General features: G+C 45.2%; 18 protein-coding genes. 8 read left to right on the plus strand and 10 right to left on the minus strand.

The genetic code is table 11. From position 1 onward, the window contains the following. Nucleotides 1-216: 216 nt before the first annotated feature. Both DFP81_RS00880 and DFP81_RS00885 read right to left on the minus strand, forming a co-directional pair. A complete protein-coding gene (locus DFP81_RS00880) occupies nucleotides 217-1,446 on the minus strand; it encodes an argininosuccinate synthase (protein WP_115895877.1) in 1,230 nt (409 codons plus the stop codon). A gap of 207 nt (nucleotides 1,447-1,653) precedes the next feature. Beyond that, entirely contained in the window at nucleotides 1,654-2,541 is an 888-nt protein-coding gene (locus DFP81_RS00885) for a flagellar protein MotY (protein ID WP_115895878.1), read from the minus strand. 94 nt (nucleotides 2,542-2,635) lie between these two features. On the opposite strand from DFP81_RS00885, the gene rnt reads away from it, so the two are divergent. The 4 genes from rnt to DFP81_RS00905 all read left to right on the plus strand — a co-directional run bounded on the left by rnt (nucleotide 2,636) and on the right by DFP81_RS00905 (nucleotide 7,737). Further along, nucleotides 2,636-3,304 carry a ribonuclease T gene (gene rnt, locus DFP81_RS00890; RefSeq protein ID WP_115895879.1) on the plus strand — a complete coding sequence of 223 codons (669 nt, stop codon included), beginning with the start codon at nucleotides 2,636-2,638 and terminating at the stop codon, nucleotides 3,302-3,304. Between the two features lie 210 nt (nucleotides 3,305-3,514). Continuing rightward, nucleotides 3,515-3,910, plus strand: a complete 396-nt coding sequence (locus tag DFP81_RS00895; RefSeq protein WP_245959044.1) for a YbaN family protein — start codon at nucleotides 3,515-3,517, stop codon at nucleotides 3,908-3,910. A gap of 33 nt (nucleotides 3,911-3,943) precedes the next feature. Then, nucleotides 3,944-7,180, plus strand: coding sequence for a DUF748 domain-containing protein (locus tag DFP81_RS00900; protein ID WP_115895880.1), 3,237 nt, complete (start codon nucleotides 3,944-3,946; stop codon nucleotides 7,178-7,180). 293 nt (nucleotides 7,181-7,473) lie between these two features. Continuing rightward, on the plus strand, nucleotides 7,474-7,737 hold the full coding sequence (locus DFP81_RS00905; protein WP_115895881.1) for an HP1242/YdcH family protein: 264 nt from the start codon (nucleotides 7,474-7,476) through the stop codon (nucleotides 7,735-7,737). 158 nt (nucleotides 7,738-7,895) lie between these two features. Here DFP81_RS00905 and DFP81_RS18160 read toward each other — a convergent pair whose 3' ends face one another. Next, nucleotides 7,896-8,045, minus strand: a complete 150-nt coding sequence (locus DFP81_RS18160; RefSeq protein ID WP_181903017.1) for a hypothetical protein — start codon at nucleotides 8,043-8,045, stop codon at nucleotides 7,896-7,898. A gap of 101 nt (nucleotides 8,046-8,146) precedes the next feature. On the opposite strand from DFP81_RS18160, the gene DFP81_RS00910 reads away from it, so the two are divergent. Beyond that, nucleotides 8,147-10,291 (plus strand): TonB-dependent siderophore receptor, encoded by a 2,145-nt coding sequence (locus DFP81_RS00910; RefSeq protein WP_115895882.1) that lies wholly within the window; start codon nucleotides 8,147-8,149, stop codon nucleotides 10,289-10,291. A gap of 508 nt (nucleotides 10,292-10,799) precedes the next feature. On the opposite strand, the gene DFP81_RS00915 is transcribed toward DFP81_RS00910, so the two are convergent. Continuing rightward, on the minus strand, nucleotides 10,800-11,942 hold the full coding sequence (locus tag DFP81_RS00915) for an alkene reductase (protein ID WP_115895883.1): 1,143 nt from the start codon (nucleotides 11,940-11,942) through the stop codon (nucleotides 10,800-10,802). Nucleotides 11,943-12,053: 111 nt separating this feature from the next. Between DFP81_RS00915 and DFP81_RS00920 the strand changes: the two genes are divergently transcribed. After that, nucleotides 12,054-12,962, plus strand: coding sequence for a LysR family transcriptional regulator (locus DFP81_RS00920; RefSeq protein ID WP_115896253.1), 909 nt, complete (start codon nucleotides 12,054-12,056; stop codon nucleotides 12,960-12,962). Between the two features lie 269 nt (nucleotides 12,963-13,231). Here the strand turns inward: DFP81_RS00920 and DFP81_RS00930 are convergent, their stop codons facing one another. From DFP81_RS00930 to DFP81_RS00940, 3 genes are read right to left on the minus strand one after another with little or no spacing between them, the layout of a single operon-like run. Beyond that, nucleotides 13,232-13,615 carry a nuclear transport factor 2 family protein gene (locus DFP81_RS00930; RefSeq protein ID WP_115895884.1) on the minus strand — a complete coding sequence of 128 codons (384 nt, stop codon included), beginning with the start codon at nucleotides 13,613-13,615 and terminating at the stop codon, nucleotides 13,232-13,234. Between the two features lie 14 nt (nucleotides 13,616-13,629). Then, nucleotides 13,630-15,090 carry an FAD-dependent oxidoreductase gene (locus tag DFP81_RS00935; protein ID WP_245959045.1) on the minus strand — a complete coding sequence of 487 codons (1,461 nt, stop codon included), beginning with the start codon at nucleotides 15,088-15,090 and terminating at the stop codon, nucleotides 13,630-13,632. Between the two features lie 55 nt (nucleotides 15,091-15,145). After that, on the minus strand, nucleotides 15,146-15,367 hold the full coding sequence (locus DFP81_RS00940) for a penicillin-binding protein (protein WP_115895885.1): 222 nt from the start codon (nucleotides 15,365-15,367) through the stop codon (nucleotides 15,146-15,148). 374 nt (nucleotides 15,368-15,741) lie between these two features. Between DFP81_RS00940 and DFP81_RS00945 the strand changes: the two genes are divergently transcribed. Further along, complete coding sequence (locus DFP81_RS00945; protein ID WP_115895886.1) at nucleotides 15,742-16,461, plus strand: polyamine aminopropyltransferase; 720 nt, start codon at nucleotides 15,742-15,744, stop codon at nucleotides 16,459-16,461. A 238-nt stretch (nucleotides 16,462-16,699) separates the two neighbouring features. Here the strand turns inward: DFP81_RS00945 and DFP81_RS00950 are convergent, their stop codons facing one another. Together DFP81_RS00950 and DFP81_RS00955 are read right to left on the minus strand one after the other, a co-directional pair. Beyond that, complete coding sequence (locus tag DFP81_RS00950; protein ID WP_115895887.1) at nucleotides 16,700-17,542, minus strand: LEA/WHy family protein; 843 nt, start codon at nucleotides 17,540-17,542, stop codon at nucleotides 16,700-16,702. Nucleotides 17,543-17,734: 192 nt separating this feature from the next. Beyond that, the gene (locus DFP81_RS00955; protein ID WP_115895888.1) at nucleotides 17,735-18,646 is read right to left on the minus strand and encodes a LysR family transcriptional regulator; all 912 of its coding nucleotides are present in this window, start codon (nucleotides 18,644-18,646) and stop codon (nucleotides 17,735-17,737) included. A gap of 130 nt (nucleotides 18,647-18,776) precedes the next feature. Between DFP81_RS00955 and DFP81_RS00960 the strand changes: the two genes are divergently transcribed. Next, entirely contained in the window at nucleotides 18,777-19,769 is a 993-nt protein-coding gene (locus tag DFP81_RS00960) for an MBL fold metallo-hydrolase (protein ID WP_220342768.1), read from the plus strand. A gap of 217 nt (nucleotides 19,770-19,986) precedes the next feature. Here DFP81_RS00960 and DFP81_RS00965 read toward each other — a convergent pair whose 3' ends face one another. Continuing rightward, nucleotides 19,987-20,283, minus strand: coding sequence for a DUF6172 family protein (locus DFP81_RS00965; RefSeq protein ID WP_115895889.1), 297 nt, complete (start codon nucleotides 20,281-20,283; stop codon nucleotides 19,987-19,989). Nucleotides 20,284-20,911: the final 628 nt, after the last annotated feature.

The following is a 20,911-nucleotide window of genomic DNA, read 5'->3' on the forward strand; positions in this document are numbered from 1 at the left end:
TGCGTTTTAATCGCAAAGAATGCACTTAAGAGCACGCTTGCTGTCGCTCACGCCGAGATACGTCAGCCGGAAAAAACTAATCTGTAATCAAAACACTTTTTGCCCTTTATTCAAACAGAAAAATACCTGACCGATCGTAAAAACTTCGACAAAAAGATAAAAAAAACGCCTCATCTAACTAAAAATGAGGCGTTTTTTCGGAAAACGAAAAAGTGGTTACTTTTTATCTAAAAAGCCACGACCTTTCTGAGCAGCAATACGCATACGCAAAGCATTCAATTTAATGAAGCCTGCCGCGTCTTTTTGATCGTAAGCGCCCGCATCATCTTCAAAGGTTGCGATAGAGCTATCGAACAAGCTGTTTGGCGATTGACGACCAACCACTTCCACATTGCCTTTATACAATTTAAGGCGAACAGTACCGCTTACATGCTCTTGAGAAGTATCGATCAAGGCCTGCATCATACGACGTTCTTCTGACCACCAGAAACCGTTGTAAATGATTTTTGCGTAGCGTGGCATCATTTCGTCTTTCAAGTGCATCGCTTCACGGTCAAGGGTAATAGACTCGATCGCACGGTGCGCTTTCATCATGATGGTGCCACCAGGTGTTTCATAACAACCACGAGCTTTCATACCAACAAAACGGTTTTCGACGATATCAACACGACCAATACCATTTGCTCCACCGATCTTGTTCAATGTCTCAAGCATGGTCGCTGGAGATAGGGCTTCACCATTCAATGAAACTGGGTCACCTTTTTCGTAACCGATTTCGATGTAGGTTGCTTCATTTGGTGCATCTTCAGGAGACACAGACCAACGCCACATATCTTTTTCAGCTTCTAACCAAGGATCTTCTAGTTGATCACCTTCGTAGGAGATGTGAAGCAGGTTCGCATCCATTGAGTAAGGAGATTTTTTCTTCTTAGTAGAGAAATCAACAGGGATCTTGTGCTCTTCACAGTATGCCATTAGGGTTTCGCGGGAAGTCAGATCCCACTCACGCCAAGGCGCAATCACTTTAACGCCTGGTTTCAGTGCGTAAGCACCTAGTTCAAAACGAACTTGGTCATTACCTTTACCGGTTGCACCGTGGGAAATAGCATCAGCGCCAGTTTCGTTTGCGATCTCAATTAAGCGCTTCGCAATCAGAGGACGAGCAATAGAAGTACCTAGAAGGTATTCGCCTTCATAAATGGTGTTGGCACGGAACATTGGAAAAACGAAATCGCGGACAAATTCTTCACGCAAATCTTCGATGTAGATTTCCTTAATACCCAACGCTTGAGCTTTAGCGCGAGCTGGTTCAACTTCTTCACCCTGACCCAAATCAGCGGTAAAGGTAACCACTTCACAGTTATACTCTTCTTGAAGCCACTTCACGATTACGGAAGTATCCAGGCCGCCAGAATAGGCAAGCACTACCTTCTTCACGTCAGACATTATCTCTATTCTCCTCAACGATATCACGCTTTATGCCCATGCTTTAAAAGCAGTACAAGGCGGCGTAAATGATTTTCAAAAGTGGCGCTAAGTGTAAGATTTCGTAACTTTCTTAGCAAGTAAAAAGCCCCTAACCATGAAGATAATCAGGTGAATTTAGGGGCTTTATGTTATTCACTAAGCGAATCGATGGTTTTCAACTCGACATTACTCGTCGTTTATTTTTTCTAGGCGTATTGTCACCCGCCGATTTCGGTCACGACCTTGAGCGGAATTATTGCTCACCGCAGGGTAACGATCGCCATGATAGCGCGAGATAATTTTGTCGACTGGCACGCCTTTCTTTAATAAATACGTGGTGACTTTTTCCGCTCTTGCCTTTGACAATTCGCGGTTATCACGCCGTGAGCCCACATTATCGGAGTGGCCATCGATATAAATATATTGCACACTTGGATCATTCGACACATACAAGGCAACCAGATCTAGACGGCGCTTTGTGCCTTCTGTTAAATCCGCATGGCCACTAGGAAACAAGGCGGCGGTACGGGCAATTTGCTCGTAATTCACTGGCAACAAGGAAGACAAACAACGACGAAATTCATCGTAAGCCGGAGCGAAATTAATGTTCGATAAACTGACCTCAACGGTTTCACGACGATTTTCCCAAGCGCTGCCTGCTAGCGCTGGCTGGCGCCCTTTGTCTAAGCTGGTGAGCATTTTTTCTGCCACTCGGCCACCCACTTCGACGGTTAAACCATAACCAGGATAAGGCAGGATATCCAAGGTCTCAGGCTTTATACCAGGCGACCAGTTTGGCGCTTGGGAAATAATATACACTTGGCCTGGCCCCATTTTTTCGTTTTCCGGCTTTAACACAAACTTCATTGGCTCACCCGCTTCTTTTATAAAGTGGCCTTCGCCATAATTCGGCACTGGGTGGGTCAAGCTACAGGAGAATATATTGCCAGATAACAGCCATTTCGAATCGGTAATATTCGATTGGTAGTGGGTCAATGCACTTGCCTGACTCACAGGCAAGAGAGTCCCTAAGACAAAAAAACTACGAATTAACAGTTGTTGGGTAATTCCCATTTAGAGATCTCGTTCAAGCATTATCAATTGTGTTATCATCCGATCCTATCTACCCCGTCATTCTTGAGCAAGTGGCAGAATTAAGGACCTTCTTTTGTCAAACCATGAAATCAAAGATCGATTCCGCGGCTTCCTACCGATTGTTATCGACGTCGAAACCGCAGGCTTTAATCAAAAAACCGATGCATTATTAGAAATCGCAGCAAGCATTCTAAGAATGGATGAAAATGGCGAGCTTTTTATCCATGAAACCTTGGAATTTCTAGTCAAACCTTTTGAAGGAGCAAACCTAGAAAAAGCCGCTTTGGATTTTACTGGTATCGACCCGTTTGATCCAGAAAGACCACACATTGAAGAAAGTGAAGCGCTTACGCAGATCTTCACCAAAGTGCGTAAAGAACTCAAATCTGTAGGTTGTAAACGCGCTATTTTAGTGGGTCACAACGCGGCATTCGATCACGGCTTTCTCAATGCTGCTATCGAACGAGCAGAGATAAAACGCAACCCGTTCCACCCTTTCTCTAGTTTTGACACAGCCAGCCTTGCAGGCTTGGTTTTTGGTCAGACAGTATTAGCGAAAGCCTGTGAAGCGGCGGCCATTCCATTTAATAACGCTGAGGCCCATTCCGCAAAATACGACACGGAAAAAACCGCAGAATTATTTTGTGAAATGGTAAACCGTTTGAAACGTTTAGGCGGTTGGCCCCTCGTTGAGCCTGAAATGGAAGAATCCATGGAAGCCATCTTTAACGCCGGTAAGTAACAGCAAGACGCGAGCCTGAGACAGCAAAAGAAGCACCATTTTGCGTGTATCAGGCACGCTATTTCCTTGAGCGACAATAAAACGGCGTAACCAAGCGGTCCATTGTCGACCTTTTCTCAACGACTTGTTACTACTAGTCAGTAAAGTGCAAAGCAACTAGCATTAGCAGTCAAAGCAACGTTAGAATATTTTTCAACGTGACGCATAATCATGGGCGATAACATGCAAGGGAAACGAATTTTTTTCATTATTTTAGGCTGGTTCTCGCTCATTACCGGCATCATAGGGATATTTCTGCCGTTACTGCCTACCACGCCCCTCGTTTTATTGGCGGCATGGTGCTTTTCTAAGTCGTCAGAACGCTTCCATAATTGGCTCCTTGAGCACAAATATTTTGGCCCTATACTTCGTGATTGGCAATCTTCCGACGGCATTCCTAAACGCGCTAGAAACCGTGCTATCGCATTTATGTGGCTTGGTATGGCAATATCCATCATGATTGTTGGGCGTTTCTGGGCCACACTATGTTTAGTATTAATCGGCTTAGCCGTCAGCGTCTATTTATTACGCATGCCGACAAGAACGGAACCCGATAAACCTTCTTAACACCATCATTCTAGGCAAACAGGCAAGAAGACTATGAAGAGACCTTGGCGCAATTACCTTATCATCCCAAGCATCAGCCTATTCATTATTATTTTTGTAACCTGGTTGCTTACGCCTATTATTGGTAAGCACTACTTAATTAAATACTTTGCCGAACAAGGAGAAGATGCCAGCCTTGCCAAGCTGTCAGTGGACTTCTTCCCACCTAAGGTCAGCTTAGAAGCGCTCGAAGTGACTCAGGACGGCCAGCAAACGCTCGCGCTCGATAATCTGACCTTGGGCATTCGCCTACTCCCCCTCTTTAGCAAACACATTTACGTCACCGACGCCGATATTGACGGCCTCACCCTCGATGTAAAACAGCAACAACAACGCTGGTTTGTCGCCGGCATCGATTTGTCTCAATATCAGCAACAAGCTGAACAAGAAACGACTGAGAAAGAAGCAACAGAAGACCACAGCACGCCTTGGTCAGTCAGCGTGCCAAGCTTTCGCTTTACCGACAGCGCAGTGCATTTAGCACGTCAATTAGACGATCAAAGTTCCCCATTAAAAGACACGCTGACCATTAATCAACTGGCGATTGATGACCTACATGGTGCGGGCCTCGATTGGCAAGGGGATATCCAGCTCAATGCGCTGCTTAATAACGCTCAATTTAGGCTAAGCAGCGAGATCAAATACACGCCTCATTCAGCCAATGCTCACTTAATGCTCGGCAACAACCGCCTCCCCATAGAGGATTTTTCCCATTTTCTTCCTGCCCCTTATCAACAAGGTCGTGGGGTCATTTCTATTAATGGCGAACTGGCGTTATCGTTTTTAGCAAACGACGCTCTTTCTTCCTATTCCTTAAGCCAATCTAACCTCACAATAAACACCGACGAGCTGGCGCTACCGCTTGGAAATGCCATGTCTGTGCGCAGTAAAAAAACCCAGCTGGATTTATCAGACCTCTCCGTAACCTTCAGCACGGACACCGCAGTGACCGCTTCTGGAAAACTCATGTTAACGAGCCAAGACAGCGCCTTTGTCCAAGATCAAAACTTGCTGGCCTATCAAGATTTGGAACTGCAGTCGGCGCTCGTCGTAAAACGCCAACAGGCGAGCAACGACATAAAAAGCCAACAAACCAAAATTCGCTTACAAGGCGTTAAGGCGAAACAAGATAATCAGCAAGTCGATGTGGCAGACTTACAAGTCACTCTCGACGACTTTTTGGCTAATATCCAAGATGATATATCGCGCATCAAACTTAATGGTCAGGTGTCTAGCCGCCTTAGCGAATTGTCTGCGCAGCTGCCAGATGAACAAACCGCACAACTCGAAAGTGTCGCGCTTCAGCTACCTTTTGAAATCAGCAAAACCCCAACCGAGCTGTCAGCCAATAGCGAAGAAAGCCATGCCGCCATAAAGGGACTTTCTGTTGCACTGACGTCTTTATTACTGAATAACGAGAGCACAGACCTTAGCCTCTCCAAGCTAAGTGCAAAACAAACCACAGACGAACAAACTTCGTTGGCATTCGACAGCAAAATAACCAGTGCGGGGCTCTTTGCGCAACAGGCGGACAATCAGATCGCCTACCAAACGCTTGATTGGAGTAACTCACTTCACCTCTCACAGAAGCAACAGAGCACGGACATCAACAGCCAGCTTTTTGATTTGGCCATCAAGCAGCTCAAGCTGGATCAAGAAGGCACTATACACTCGACACTAGGCGCCACCACATTGACCGCGGAACAGCTTGATGTTCACTTAGAAAATCAACAAGAGCCTAAGATTTCTGGCCATAAGATCAACCTAACAAGCAACGATATGGACAGCAAACTCTCCCCTGAGAAGCGAGCAGCGGCTTGGGACAGCGCCAATCTAGCCAACCTTGAGCTGGTACAGCAAGGCAAGGATTTCACGGCGCAGCTGGCACAGCTTGTGATAAAAAACCTTGTCGTATCAAGCCCCCTAAAAGGCGATAACCCCACACCACTAGCAACCTTAAGCCATCTAGAGATCAACCAAGTTAATGCCAATCAGGCTGGTGCAAACATCAAAAGCATCGCCACCCAAGACTTAATCAGTAATGTATTAATGGACAAAGAGCGCCGCATTACTAACCTGGTATTTATCGACCCCAAACAGCAAACACCCCCTGCAGCTGCGACCTCTAATCCAGCAGCACCAAAAGAAAAAGACGCCAAGAAAGTCCTCACCACCCAAGAAGCGGCCCAACAACCTGCCTTTAAAGCCCCTTATTACATTATTCTTGATGCCTTTGATTTAACCGGCCAATCCAGCGTTCACTTAGAAGACAATGGCGTAAAACCGGCGTTAAGACGCACCCTAGACATTAGTAAGCTGTCACTTAGAAACCTCAACACAAAAGACCCTGAACAAGCCGCAACCTTGGCGGTTGAGCTGAAACATGGCAAGTACTCTACCCTAGATGGCGATCTTAAGATTTGGCCCATGGCCGATGAACTGACCATGCAAAGCGAGCTAAAAGTCTCCCAAGCCGAGCTACCGCCTTACTCCCCTTACATTGCCAGTGTGCTGGGCTACCAGATCGATTCTGGCCAGCTCAATCTAGATTTAAAACTGGATGCAGAGCAAGGAGAGCTTAGCGGTAACAGCCACCTAGTACTCAAACAGTTCGACCTTGGTGGCAGTTACGAAAGCGGCTCAGCGATCAAAGCTGGGGTCATTCCACTGAATATGGCAGTCAGCGCGCTTAAAGACAGCGATAATAATATTGACCTAGATATTCCCTTGTCTGGCAACATCGACAGCCCGTCCTTTGGCTGGGGCGACTTCCTCTTCATTCCGGTGAAAAAGGCCTTGTTCCAAGCATCCAGCAGCTATCTATTACAAACCTTTGTGCCTTATGCCAATGTTATTACTGTGGCGCAGTTTGCCAGCGATCAATTATTGAAAATACGCGTCCAACCATTGATTTATAAGCCTCAGGAAATCAGTGTGGACGGCGATCAGACTGTTTTCTTAAAGCAACTGGTTGCGCTCTTAAAAGACAAGACGCAAAGCGAATTAAGAATATGTGGGGTAGCCAACTACCAGGACATCGAGCTGGAACAACCACCAGCAAGTGTAGATGAACAAATGAGACACCAAGCCAATGCCCTCGCTGAAGCACGAGCCCATCATTTAAAAGATTACTTGGTTAGCCAAGACATAGACTCAGCAAGACTGTTCATTTGCTCTCCTGAACTGGACTTTTCGAAAAACAGCCAGCCACGGGTCGAACTGAACTTCTAGCACACCCTTGTGGTACCAAAGGCCAAGCCAGCTACATGGGTTGGCCTTTTTCGTCTGTTAACGCCGTCAATATTTGGTAAGACTCAGCCTTAAACCGCAAAACCTTTTGCAACAAATCTTCATGCCATTGCCTTTCGTAGAGCTTCCCTTTTATTGTAGTGATCTGGGTTAAACGATTAACCTCGGCTTAATCGTCATCAAGCCTATTTAGCAAAACAAAGTTTGACCCACATCAAGCGTTCTGTTGGCTCTCTCACGTAATCTAGTCATAGAACATACATAAGGAGCACACTATGCCGATCGAAAACCATACCTTGGTCAATGAACTGCCTGAATTTAAAGACACAATCCACCAGCTTAAAATGACGGATGCACACTTTAAAAAACTGTTCGAAGAATATAACTTTCTTACCGAAGAAATTGAGAAGATGGAAAAGGAAATTGTCCTCACCAGCACCTTCCAAGAAGAAGAGTTTAAAAAGCGCCGACTGCTGTTAAAAGACAGCTTAGTGAATTACCTAAAAAACGCCACTGAACAAAAAACCGCGTCCGCTTAGCACCAGCCCTGACTCTGGAACTGTCACTCGCCTTGCTCTGGAGCTGTCACTCGCTCTGGCTCTGGAATTGTCTCTCGCTCTCCCCCTTACTTCAAGGGGGAGCTGGAGGGGGTTATGCTCTTGAACTTGCACTGTCACTTGATCTTGTGGGTCGGTCTTTAGGCCGACGCGGAAGTCATGACACACAAACCACCAGCAGCCACCCACTTACCCCGATGGCCGCGCAGCGGACACAGACCAACAAAACGCTCACTGACACGCAAGGCAATGCTGTTGGTCAACACATTGCCTTTTTTGTCCATTAACAATACAAAAACCAGAATTATGGAGGAAAAGCGAATTATTTATTGATAACGATTATCAATATCAATATTATACCCACCTCCTTCACCTGACTTTTGATTGCTTTATGAACCTGAAAACCACATTCACTATGATGCAAGCATATGGAGCGCTTGCTTTCTCTGCCAGTGTTTTTGCCGACACCACTGCAGACACCACCACGGATAGGTCAGAACAAGTTGAAGTCACATCCACAACAAACAACTCAACGCCCATTGAACTAGATGCTCTCGCAGTCAAAGGTCGTGCACTGTCGCTTTACAAAGAAGACGAATCAACATTAGGCACTCGTACCAGCACACCGATTGATGAAACCCCGCAATCCATTCAAGTACTGCCCAAAGAGCTGATCGAAGACCAAGCGGCGAATCAAATTAGCGATCTTTATCGCTCTATCTCCGGCGTTTCCTATAACAATTTTTCTACGGTCACCATGCGTGGATTCGCTCAGGATGAAGTACTTTATGATGGTATGAAAGGCGATCCTTATAAGGGATTTTCTATTCCTCAGTTGTTTACCATCCAAGAAGTTCAGGTGCTAAAAGGCCCTTCTGGCGCCCTGTATGGTGCTGGTGATTCTGGTGGCACAATCAATTACGTCACGAAGAAACCCACTTACGAGCAAAAAAACACCCTTGAAGTGACCGCGGGTAATAAAGACTTTTTGAGCGGCAGCATTGAATCTTCAGGCCCAGCCAATGAGTCGGGCTCACAACGCTATCGAGTGGGGATTTACTCCAGTGGGGAAGATTCTTACCGCAATAATGTCGAAGAAGAAAACGAGAACATTGACCTTGGCTACGCCTGGGACCTCGATGAAGATTCGACCCTGACCCTACAGTACACACATATTTATCAACATATCGATGGTGCCCGTTTACGCGGTATTCCTACCGATGACGACGGTAACTTTTTAGCAGACACTTCATGGAATAACAATGAACCTTCGGATTATCAGGAATTAAAAGCCGACGTTTTCCAAGCGACCTTAGACCATGAAATCAATAGCTGGTTAAGCAATCACACCAGTGTACGTTATTTCGAAAACACAGAAACACAAAATTATCATGAGTTAAAAAGCTTGTCAGACACAGATTCTGATGGCGTTGCTGATACCGCTACCCGAGAATACCGCGACCAAGTTTGGAAGAATAAGGGGCTGAATATCTCCTCTTACTTTGTCTCCGAATTAGGCAAACACACCTTGGTAACGGGTGCGGATTACTACTACAACAAAGAAGACTATGTCTACTATAAGGCCACCGGAGAAAGTGCTGGCGTTTCCAACCTTAGCCTAACGAACCCAGTTTATGACGACGATGTCAGCTCTTATGATATGACGCTATCGAAAGACCAGACCACTGAGCTAAATCAAGTGGGTGCTTTTATTCAAGATCAATGGAAAGTGACTGACAAACTGAGCTTATTGGGTAGCGGTCGTATTGATTACATGCAAGAAGATTACACCGATCACAAAAGCGATACTGACGCCTCTTATAATGACGTTGGGTACTCCACTCGCTTTGGTGCTACCTACGATCTGAACCGTTACCTAAAACCTTATGTGTCTTATTCAACGGGCTTTTCACCACAAAGCGCCTCTGACCAACAAACGTCTGAAGATGGCAGCTTATTCGACCCAGAAGAAAGCCAACAATACGAGCTTGGGGTGCGCACCTACCTGTTTAACAATCGCTTAAATTTGAATCTTGCTGTGTATCATATCGAACGTAAAAACATGCTAGCGGAAGACCCAGATGACGATGATTACAACATTGCCATTGGTAAAATTCGTAGCCAAGGTTTTGAAGCCGATGCGTTAATCGACATTACTGAGCGCTGGCTGGCCAACATCAGTTACGCCTATAACGATGTCAAAGTGACCGATACAGACGACGCCTATCGTTACGAAGCCAACATGCCGCATCATCAACTGGGTGTCTGGACGCGATATGACTTCCCAAGCATAACCTCTTCCATTGGTTTTGGCGCGGATTACGTCAGCACACAAAAAAACCGCGATAATCAAACCGTCAAATCCTACACGGTTTACGATGCGTCTTGGCAAACCGTATGGCAAGACTGGAAGTTTCAAGCCAATATCAAAAACCTATTTGATAAAAAATACGCCGTCAGTGGCTTCACCGAAACCATTGGTTCCTACGTCGGCGAACGCCGCCGCGTTTATCTAAGCGCTACATACGACTTCTAACCCACCTAGCTCTAGGCCCTAGCACTTGCCCTGGCACTGGAACTGTCACTCGCTCTGGCCCTCCCCCTTTTCTTCGAGGGGGAGCTGGAGGGGTGTATAGACCGACCACATCGTTTACAAAACAAACCGAGTACATAGTTTACATAAGTTAATGCTGTCATAAGTAGGAGGGCTGTTTATGGCATGGAACCAGCACACTAATAAGCCCTATTTGGCAGATTAGTTTGGCAACACGGTTTACAGTATTGAGACACAGGGAGAAAGAGAAGAGTTGACTAAAAATGGAAATACTACAGGCGCAATTCTGAACTCGATTCCCCAACAGAAGTGGTTGTTTGTGTCCATCACGCAGTAGTGATTACTTTGATGCTGTTTGATTCCCCTAAAATGATCAACACCACAGCGGATGCACCAAGCCCCTATCGTTTATCGAGATCAAATAAACGCAAACCCTAACAACACGCCTATTGAGTGCTAGTCACACCCAATAGGCGTTTTTACTTAGCCTTTAATCTTGTTGATAGCCAGGGTAATCGTTATAGCCTTGAGCTGTTCCGCCATACATGGTGGCTGGGTCAACCTCATTCAGCGACCAGCCATTTGCAATACGTGCTGGCAAATCGGGGTTGGCGATAAAAGGACGTCCAAAAGCAAACAAGTCGCCGTGCCCTTTGTTCAATACTTTCAGTGCTTTTTCAACTGTGTATTTGCCCGCGTAGATAATACACCCAGAAAAAGTCTCTCGAACCGCACTGTAGAAAGTATCAGGAAGATCTGGGGCATTTTCCCAATCGGCTTCCGCTATCGACAAATACGCCACATTGGCTTGCTCAAGCAATTTGATCGCCTCGATATAAGTGGTATGAGGATCGGCTTCGACCAGACCTAAATACACTCGGTCTTCATCTGTGCTAGCAAACAAAGGGGCAAAACGTACACCCAAGCGTTCTGGTCCAACCACCTCACTAACCGCCGCGACAATCTCTTTCAAAAAGCGCAGTCGATTCTCAAGGGAACCGCCATATTGATCATCGCGCTGATTGCTGTGCTCGGAAATAAACTGATTCACCAAATAACCATTAGCACAATGCAATTCAACCCCATCAAAGCCTGCGTCCAGGGCATTGCGTGCCGCTTGTGCGTATAGCGCCACTAACTCGCCAACTTCTTGCGTGGACAATGCACGGGGCATACTCGGCTCAGCCAGAGCACCTTCACCCGGCCCTGTTTCGACAAATACACTGACCTTATCCGCCGCAATCGCACTCGGTGCAACAGGTGCACCGCCTTCTGGCTGTAGGCTGGTATGAGAAACACGCCCAACATGCCAAAGTTGAGCAAAAATGATCCCACCTTTTTCATGTACGGCACTGGTAACTTTCTTCCAGCCTTCGACCTGCTCTGGAGTGTGTATGCCTGGTGTCCACGCATAACCTTGGCCTCTTGGTTCAATTTGCGTGCCTTCGGTGACCATAAAACCCGCGCTGGCGCGCTGAGCATAGTAACTGGCCATTAAATCGTTCGGAATATTGCCCGGTTGAGAGCTACGTGAGCGGGTCAATGGTGGTAAAACAATACGGTTATTTAGGGTATAAGGCCCCAGCGCGACAGAAGAAAACAACGCACTTGTGTTCGGGGAAACTTGTTTCATGAAAAACTCTCTTTAAAAGCAGATTAAATAGCACATTGCTAAACAATGTTGGCTAGCATAAAGACTTAAAGATACAATTTGAAACAAGACTTTTTTGTTTTGGCTACAATTATGAATGGTATTAATAAACTGGATATTAAGCAGCTAAGGGTGCTAAACACCTTGCTGGAGTTAAAGAACCTCTCGCAAGTGGCCCGCAAGATGGGATTAACGCAGCAGGCCATTAGTGAACAGCTGCGCAAAATGCGTGATTTATTTGATGATCGCCTGTTTATTCGTCAAGGCAACAGCATGGTCGCCACACCCAAAGCCCAAACTCTGGGCCCTGCCGTTGAGCAAATATTAAAACAGCTGGACGCGCTGTTAGAGCCCGATGTATTTGCACCAGAAACCTACAAAGGTGTCATTAGTATTAGTGCTACAGACTATGCGACCCAAGCCCTGCTGCCACAACTTTTTAACATTACTCGCCAACAAGCGCCGGGCTTAAAACTGATTGTTCGTGAGTTTGAGTCAGACAAGGTCAATCAACTTATTAGTGCTGGCGAATTGGACTTATTAATCAGCTTCCCTGAATTCATACCCGACAACCTAGCCTATGCCACCCTGCTTGAAGAGCAACATTTGTGTATCACTGGCTGCCACAATAGCGGTTTTGAACCCCCCTTGAGCTTGGCCACAATCGCTGCGCTACCACAACTAGTGGTGTCGCCCTCGCGAGCAAATTTAAAAGGCTCTCATGACCAATGGTTTGCAAACAAAGGGCTTAGCCGTAATATTGTGATGTCTGTTCCGAGCTTTTCTGCTGTCCCCAATATTTTACAAACCACGGATATGATTGCCTTTTATCCATCAAGGTTACTGCCTAATGACAAGGTAAAAGAGCTGCCAGTCGCGGCGTTACCACCCTCTTTTAAGGTCATTGTGGCTTGGCACCCTCGTACTAACGACAGCCCTATTCATCGTTGGCTGATCGAGCAATTGCAAAACTTATCTGCCGCGAATGCTCGCCTTCCTTAAGCTTATTAGGGACTAGCAACTAAACGCTGATGAACTCGAAAACTTCAAGACGGTAATGAATTCTCGAGTACACAGTGCGCTAAGGGAAGTGGGCACAAAACATTACCAGTATTATCTGTCTAATGCGGGTATTGCTTGGTGTCAGAACGCTTTGCCAAATAACGGCTAATTAACTGGGGGATTTCGGTATTTCGCACAATGCGTGTCACCTTTTTAGCATTATGCGAACACCGTTTTTTATCACTTAACCATACTTAAAAATCTAACCATTAAAACATGGTGTTGTTGTTCTTACTCTCTTTTGGCACCAGTTGAATGGAATCCCAATGCTCGACAATCTTGCCATTGTCGTCAAAACGAAAAAAATCCATGGTCACGTATTCTTCATTGCCGGGCCAAGTTTGACGAGTATGCAATGACACTAGATCGTCTTCTGCTATGGTGCGCAAAAACACAATATTTTTCTCTGGATAATCCCGCGCCATTTCTGAAAAGTAATCAATAAAGGCTTGCTTACCATCTCCCACCACAGGATTGTGCTGGATGTATTCATCCCCGACAAAGTCGGCTACCGCTTTTTCAGGATCACCCAAATAAGCTGTTTTATAAAATGCAATGGCGTTTGCTTTATTTGCTTCTAGGTCTTGATGCATACATTCTCACCCCTTTATTTTCTCTGCAAACAACGTCCTCTCGGCTCATTGCCCTCGTGAAGTACTGTCTCTGAATGCAAAAACTCAGCTGCCTCGGCAGAACCTTTTACTTTCACGGCACTGCGGGCCAACATTTCGGCTTCAAACTCTGTCAGAACACTGTCTCTTATTCCACTTTCGCGCCAATTTGTATAAGGGCCACAGCCTTTTGTGATCGCTCGCGCTAGGGCCAAAGCGTCTAATAAAGCTTGATTCGCCCCTTGCCCTTTAAAAGGACTCATCGGATGAGCTGCATCACCAATTAAAGTAACCTTGTCGGCCTGAGCCAAATGCTGCGGAGCCAATAAAGCTCGATCATAAACTGGATAGCCGGACACTAAAGATGTCTCGGTCGCCGTTAGAATTTGAGGAATGGGGTCATGCCATTGAGTCCGACGACAAGACTCCTCTTTTAACGCTTTTGGCCCTTGAGCAGCTAATAATTTCGCCTCATTTTCCGGCATAGGAAAGCTCAGCTGCCACATCACGCTATCCGCAGAATAAGGCATAATATAAATGCGTTCATGGCCATTCGCCGTTTGAAAGACGGTGGCAGAATCCAGTAGATCATGCTCAAATCCATTCAAATCTTGCAGCGGACAAATGCCTAAAATAACCATGCAACCCAGATATCGCAACGGTGCCACTTCTTTATCAAACAACACATTCCGTACCACACTGCGAATGCCATCGGCCCCCACAACAAGGTCTGCATGAGCACGCTTAGACTCCCCTGACACCTGGAAATTTAACTCAATGCCCATGGCTGTGTCTTTGAAATCGACCAATTTGTGGCCCCACTGCACCCGGCTTCGATCACCAAGCTGCTTCAATAATGCAAGACGCAAAGCCTGCCGAGCGATATGGACATTGGTTCGCTTAGGCGTGGCGTTTTTCGTAGCCAACGCCTCAGAAGCGAGCCACTTTCTCATCCCCCATTCACCTACTACTTTGCCCTCAGGAGTGTGAACGAGATGGCGAGTCGATACCACTCCATCCTGCAATTGAAACAACCCAAATCCCTCAATCGCTTTGCTCGCCTGCTGCAATGTCAAACCGTACCCTTGCGAGCGAGCACTAAATTCTTCATCTCGCTCATAAAGCGTAAATGGAATACCTCGATGCAAGCAGGCAACTGCCAAGGCCATACCACCGATGCCACCTCCCACAATCGCAACATGAGGATAATGGTTCGCGTCTGCCTCAGGAAACCCATCCGCCGCCTGCAAACCAGACCCAGCACAATCCGTACAATCATCCAAATGCCCTTTTGGACGTTCGGGAGGCATCCCTTCACCGCCTTGCTTCTCAAATTCCGCTAACGCTTTTTGATACTGTAAACGGACCTTTTTACGCAACCGACGACTCTTCTTACCGCGACCGAGGCAGTGTGGGCACAACGCCCAATACAGCGTTTCAGTTTGCAAATTATTCACTTCTTTTTCAATCAACCTGACTTCTTAACATGCCTGTCTTGGTTAAAATGGATTCTTAATACGTCGAATTTGGTGCAATGTCACTGTTCACTTCACCATCAACTTCATCTGGGTCAATGTCATTCATGAGCAACACCTCTCGCACCGACTCCACATGATTTAACACTAGTTGGTAACGGTCACCATATTCATATTTATTAACTTCAATCGCCTTTGGCATATAACAGAAAGCCACTTTTAAAGCGTCCAACAAAGCTTGTTTCTCGTCTTCTTTCATCGAATATTCACCTCTTTATTTATAACGTCAATAGTCTGTAGGCAAACACCTCCAAACCACACCATATTCTCCATCATCAAAGACTAAATGCATAGCATCCAGTACATGCCTGTCCTGGTTAATCGACGGCTTAACATGCCTGTTTTAGTTAAACGATGGTTTAACATGCCTGTTTTAGTTAAACGATGGTTTAACGTGCCTGTCCTGGTTAACGACGGCTTAACGTGCCTGTCCTGGTTAAACGATGGTTTAACATGCCTGTTTTAGTTAAACGATGGTTTAACGTGCCTGTCCTGGTTAAAGCTTCGATGAGTTACTTTTCCTTCTCTGTAACCCGTATAATGCCCATAAGCCCATATTTAGGATTCTATAAAATGCCATCGTTATTCGAAGAACTTGATAGTCAGGACTCTCTTTTAGGAGAGATATCCCTTCGTAAGAGAAAAATTCCCGCTTTTGGCGACAGAGAAATTTACGAAGTAAAACTGGGTGAAGAGTTTTTGATGTCGAGTATGTTTGTTGAGGCTGAAGAAGCCCTCTCTACACTGGGTTTAGAGCAAGTAAAAGATAAAAATCTAAGTGTGGTTGTGGGAGGTTTGGGGTTAGGTTATACCGCTGTAGCAGCACTAAAAGATGAACGAATTTCCGAACTTTTAGTTGTCGATGCTCTCGACACAGTCATTAGTTGGCACCAAAAAGAGTTGGTCCCTCTCGGAAAAATACTCAATGCTGATAAGCGTAACCGTTATATACTAGGCAGCTTCTTTGACCTTGCTAGAAATCCTAGCGCTGGCTTTGACCCTGACCATCCAGGGAAGAAATTTGACGCTATTTTATTAGACATAGATCACTCCCCTACCGAGTACCTCAATCCCGCGAATGCTGGATTCTACACAACCGAAAACTTGTCTAAAATGTCCGAGCAACTTAAGCCCAACGGCGTCTTTGCTATGTGGTCGCAAAATCCACCAGAAGCAAATTTCGAGGCTTTATTAGGCACAGTATTTGAAACGGTAGAATCTCATCTCGTCTCTTTTTACAATCCTTTCCAAGGCAAAAACTCAACCAACTCTGTCTATGTCTGCACCAAATAACTAGGACAGGCACAGCTATATGCTGTTTTATGACCGCGCCCAATAACTAGGACAGGCATAGTTAATGAATAGAAAAAAACCTGATAAGGTCGCGGGGATAAAAAAGATCATACTGTAAATTTGGTGGTAATTTGATCACAAAAAAACGCGATCAGTGGTGTAAACTGTCGCGTTTTTCTGGTTGCTTTTCTCTCTATTTAAAGAAAGCGTGGTAGCGCTTAAAGAATAAAATCTGCGTTTATTTTGTCAATATTTGCTTCGTTTCATACTGCAAAGGACTCGGTTTCCAACCAGCGATGTCGGTGTCAACGTTCGCTCCAACACGAACGTCCATGCTCACTGGATCAGAGCTGGTTAACATACGGTAAGCACTCATGCCCATATCGCTCAATCCAACAGTTAATGGGATGGATAATGCCTGAGTTTGCCCTTTTCCAAGGTCAAGTTTCGATATTTCTCCACCACCTAAAGAGGTTCCTTGAGAAGCAAGTTGATAACTAATATCACTTAAATTCACATCAAAATCATTGGGGTTAGTCACCTCCAAATCCATACTGAATTTAGCGCCACTTAAGCTTATGGAGTCCATTTTGACACCTTTAAAAGCCACCTCAGGTTTTTGTGGAATCGGCACTTGCCCGCTAAAATCCACTGGTAGTTTCAAATCGCCCAGCACAGGCAAATTGATAGCGACATCGCCCTCTACAGCATAATCCAATTGTTTTTTCCCTTCTAACCCACTCACGCTTTTTAGCAATTGGTCAAAGGTTAACGTCACAGGTAAGCTCACGCTATTGCTGCCTTTGGCTGGTAACGACAAGCTAGAATCTGGTTGATTGATCGATGCAATATTATTACCACCAACTAACAAGCCAAGATCAAAACCTGCTGTTTTTAGTGGAAATACATTCGGGTTTGTTACGTCAACATCCAATAATAACGTCACTGAATCTGCCGAAAGACTTCCTATCGAAACGCCAGATATTGAGGCTTTGGGTTTATGTACATCCATTGTTTCTTGTAACGATGCGCAGCCCGATACGAGTAGTACAAGCAGCAAAAAAACCCATCGTAGTAGCATAAATCACCTCTTATTGAATAACCGAGTTCGCGGCTTTGCACGAGTAACTTTTAGCACAGCACTTCTAAATGTAATGCGCGATTTAAAGTGCCTGTCCAAGTAATACTTATCAATAATAGTGTGTCTGAAAAATTTTCGCGCTTTAAATAGCAAAACATGACAAATCATTAAAATAAATGCGTTGATCAGTTACTAAAATGTACTTGCTAATATGCTGATTTGCTCCCGAAACCAGCGCTGAGAAAGAGCGGAATCATTGCGCTTATGCCAAATAAGATCAAAGGAAATCGTGGGCAGCTCGATTGGTGGTGGAAGCTGTAATATTTCCGCTTGAGCAGGTGAATGTGCCACGACTCGTTTTAGTACGGTGGCAGTAAGATCACTGTTGGCGATCACACTTGGTACAGCAAACATGTGCGGCAATGTCAGCGCCAGAGTTCGGCTTTTCCCCTCTTTTGCCAGCGCTTGATCGACAAAGCCATGACGGTCACCTTCTGGGGAAATTAAGATGTGTTGCAAGGACAAAAAAGTCTCAAGACTGATGTCTTTCTCTACCAATGGATGTCCTTTTCTGACGATCGTTACAAACTCATCTTGCATCACAGGCTGGGCTAAAATACGGTTTTCTGACTTCATCGGCAGTACCCCAACCGCCGCATCAATGGTACCTGCATCAAGCAATTCAATAGCATGATCACGATTTCTTACCCCACATACAGACACAGATAAACCAGCGCCTTGGAGGGCTAAATGCGCGGTCAAACGGGGCAATAACACCATAGATTGGTACTCAACCAAGCCTAATGTAAACGTCATGGAAGCAGTCGATGGATCAAACAAAGGCTTAGGTAAAAAGGCAACCTCTATTTGCCTCAATGCTTGCGCTACGGGCTCCGCGAGCTCTCTCGATTTTGCTGTGGGTAATAAACCATGAGCACTGCGAATAAAAAGCGGATCGGCTAACAATACCCTTAAGCGGGACAAGGCTGCGCTCATTGCAGGCTGACTGACACCAACGCGCGCCGCTGCACGAGTCACGTTACGCTCTATCATCAGCGCATCAAAAGCCGCTAATAGATTTAAATCTATGCCTTTAAAATCCATATTTTGTATATTCATCTATATAAGATATTTGTTAGATAAATTTTATGTGGCACAAGATAATAAATCAACACTGTCACCTATGGCCCACAAGCGTCGCCATCAACTTAAAGAGAAACACTCAGGAAATACGATGAAACTAAATAAACTTTCTGCGATTGCTTTAACGCTAACCGCTTTAATGACCACAACAACAAGCGCTTATGCGGCCCAAGATAGCGCCGAACAAAAAGACGTGTCGGCGGAAAAAACAATCAACCTAAACGACCTAAAAAAAGTCAGTGACGGGGTATATGTAATAGAAGATAAAAACCATACTTTCATGGTGCCAAATGTCTCTATTATCCTTGGCGAAAAAGCCGCGATGATAGTCGATACTGGACTGAGCGTTGAAAGCGCAAAGCGGGTACTGCAAGAAGCTAAAAAACTAGCAGGCGATAAAAAGCTTTATCTAACTCTCACCCACTTCCACCCGGAACACGGCTTTGGTGCGCAAGTATTTAAAGACAAAGCTACTATTATTTATAATCGCTCACAGTACGAAGAATTGCAGAAAAAAGGTCCGGCGTTTCGTAAACTCTTTGCTGAACACTACAATGTCGCCGCGGCTATGAAAGAAGTCAAATTTGTAAAACCCGATGTACTATACGATGGACAAGCGAGCATTGACCTTGGTGGACGCACAGTAAAACTGAACTACTATGGCCCTGCACACACTCTCGGCGACCAAGTTATTTCCGTGCCAGACCAAGGTGTCTATATTCTTGGGGATCTACTGGAAACTGAATCCTTCCCTATCATGCCTTGGTTCCCAGAAATGTCTGAAACTGACGTAGATCCAGAAAATTGGCGCACTATTTTACACAATATCGCTACAACCAAGCCAACCGTTGTCGTCCCTGGACATGGCCCTGTCGGTACAGCCGCCGACATCAATGCCCTTATCCATCATATGGATAAAGCCACCGCAGAGGTTAAAACGCTCTGCGCCAACGGAGTAGGCATCAAAGATATCCAAAAACAAGTCACACCACTACTGATTGCCCAACAACCGACATGGCTGCTGCAAGATTGGATTCCAATGGAATTACAAGCTGACTATGCCCACCTTTGCGGCAATCAATAAACACGCCAAATCGTCAGACAACAACCGGTGACTCCCTTATCATCAGCGGTTTATTTATGCCTGTCATGATTAATAGGCACTTGCTCTCCTCTAACTTCTAGAAGGCGTTAGGTCTGAAAATATAAAAAAGCCGGTAATCACATCGTGATTGCCGGCTTTTCGGTATCAATATTTGTTCATCAATGAGCAAACGCTCAGTTATTTCCCTAAGAAAATATTACTCTGTATCTGAGCGCTTAGTTCGTGTCTTGGGTACTGCAATAACTTCTAGATAAAAAGACTTCCAGTGCTGACTCTGTGCAGAGCTAATATTAGTATTAATATCGCCCTCATGAACCGCCCTTGCCTTATCCGCTGTTTGTCCAAATTTGCAACTAAACCCCCAAAAGTCAGCGCCTTCAGGTAGAGCTTTAGCGCGCTCTTGCTTGATGTATTTTTTCACATCGTGCTTGGCCATCTCAATTAAGCGCTGATAAGAGATCTTCGGATGGGATAAAGCAAACGTCTTTTTCATTAGAGTCCTAAAAATGTTAACTAAAGCAGCGTAGTAACCACCTTATTTTGCCGCACATAATAACGGGTTAACCATCCCCCAGCAATGATTACTCACGCTATTCCCCCTCAACAAAAACCTACCTATTTTAATAAAATCAATACATACGATACTTGCCTATTAAACCAATATCCGTCGTTAGCGTAGTAGCCGCAGGATTATTAACATGCCTGTCCTGGTAAAAGACAACCTCTCGTTTCGACTTTAACCCATATTTAAGGCAACAAACCTCCAGTTACTGAATGCTCTTTTTTAGGCATTCCAGCCCATAAATGAACAGGCGCGAATTCAATTCCGAAGGCTTGTATGGAGGGGGCTCGACGGGAATCTGACGATTGGAAATGAAGCTTTCATCATTTAGCCCACATTACGTTTTCGTATCACAAAAGCATCAAAACAAATGACTGCTGTTTTTTAACATGCCTGTCCTAGTAACCTTTATGTTGCTATAGCCTTCGATAAAAACATAAGAAACATATTGTTACACTTTGGAATTTGCGTGAATAAAAAAGTGGGTCTAGATTTGAAACTAGACAGAGAGCAAGGGATTTGCTTCAGCCTCCAGGACGGAGGCTCTGTCTTTCTTTCA

The sequence above is a fragment of the Marinomonas pollencensis genome (assembly GCF_003387375.1).
Lineage (GTDB): Bacteria > Pseudomonadota > Gammaproteobacteria > Pseudomonadales > Marinomonadaceae > Marinomonas > Marinomonas pollencensis.